This is a genomic window from Kitasatospora sp. NPDC038210, from assembly GCF_055600605.1.
In genome coordinates this window covers 1-1,629 of the sequence record NZ_JBVJYK010000057.1, presented here as the reverse complement: position 1 = coordinate 1,629, position 1,629 = coordinate 1, and the positions used below count along the sequence as shown (strand labels likewise).

2 protein-coding genes are annotated in these 1,629 nt (G+C 63.2%); both read left to right on the top strand.

Features of this window, described 5'->3' with window-relative positions; translation table 11 throughout:
- The coding region (locus tag ACZ7KX_RS41965; RefSeq protein WP_470331219.1) for an FAD-binding protein at window positions 1-1,024 on the top strand (1,024 nt) is incomplete at its 5' end.
- A gap of 145 nt (window positions 1,025-1,169) precedes the next feature.
- Window positions 1,170-1,629, top strand: a 460-nt coding sequence (locus ACZ7KX_RS41960; RefSeq protein ID WP_470331218.1) for a hypothetical protein, incomplete at its 3' end; no start/stop codon positions are given.

The window sequence follows — 1,629 nt, the reverse complement described above, 5'->3', positions numbered from 1 at the left end:
GCTCACCGACGCCACCCTCGCCCAAGGCCTCACACCCCCCTGCCTCACCGACTACCTCCACCTCTCCATCGGCGGCACCATCAGCATCGGCGGCATCGGATCCACCGTCCACAAATACGGCCTCCAAGCCGACACCGTCGAATCCATCGACATCGTCACCGGCACCGGCCGCATCCTCACCGCCACCCCCACCAAAAACACCGAACTCTTCCACACCGCCCTCGCCGGCGCCGGCCAAGTCGGCATCATCACCCGCGCCACCCTCAAACTCATCCCCGCCCCCCAAAACGCCCGCGTCTTCACCCTCTACTACAACGACCTCACCACCTACCTCACCGACCAGCAAACCCTCCTCAACGACGGCCGCTTCCCCTCCCAAGTCGGCGAAATCCTCATCCAGCCCAACAACCAACCCCCCCGCTACAAAATCGAAGCCGTCGCCCACTACAACGGCACCACACCCCCTGACCCCACCCCCCTCCTCACCGGCCTCAACCCCCTCACCACCGAAACCACCATCACCGACACCACCTACCGCGAATACACCTACCGAGCCGACGCCTTCGCCGACAACATCAAAAACCTCGGCTACTGGAACGCCCCCAAACCCTGGCTCTCCCTCTTCCTCCCCGCCTCCCAAACCAAAACCTTCCTCACCGAAGCCCTCCCCCAACTCACCCCCGACGACATCGGCCAAGGCCTCCTCCTCTGCTACCCCTTCCACACCAACAAACTCACCCACCCCCTCGCCATCACCCCCAACGAACCCACCGCCTACCTCTTCGACCTCCTCACCTTCCCCCACCCCGACTACAACCCCACCCCCGCCCTCACCCGCAACCGCAACCTCTACGACCGCGCCGTCCAACTCGGCGCCAAACGCTACCTCGTCGGCGCCATCCCCCACATGACCCCCACCGACTGGCAAACCCACTACGGCCCCCAATGGACCACCCTCACCACCACCAAAACCCACCACGACCCCACCCACACCCTCACCCCCGGCCAAAACATCTTCCCCTAACCCCCCAACAACCCAAAACCACCAACACCACAAACAAACAAAGCAACAGCAACCACGAACGCAAACCAAAAACACAACACCCCGGACACTCCCCCACCCCCAAAACACCACCCCCAACCCCAGCCAACCCCCGAAAGGAAACCCCATGCACACCATCCACCACACCGACCAAACCCTCCTCCCCCACCCCCCCACCACCATCTGGAACGCCATCATCAACGAACTCAACGGCAAAACCACCTGGTGGCACCCCCACAACACCCACCAACCCGGACCCACCCCACCCCACACCACCAACGGAACCACCACCACCACCATCCACCCCAACGGCATCGGCAAACCCGGCCCCAAACTCCAATTCCACTCCACCACCACCCACATCACCCCCCACCACACCCTCACCCAAACCCACACCGGCCACTTCCACGGCACCACCACCTACACCCTCACCCCCCACCCCAACAACACCACCCTCCTCACCATCACCTTCACCACCACACCCCACCACTGGCCCAAACTCCTCCACAAACTCACCAACCTCACCTACAAACACACCACCGCCACCCAACACGCCCTCACCAACCTCCACCACCACCTCACCAACA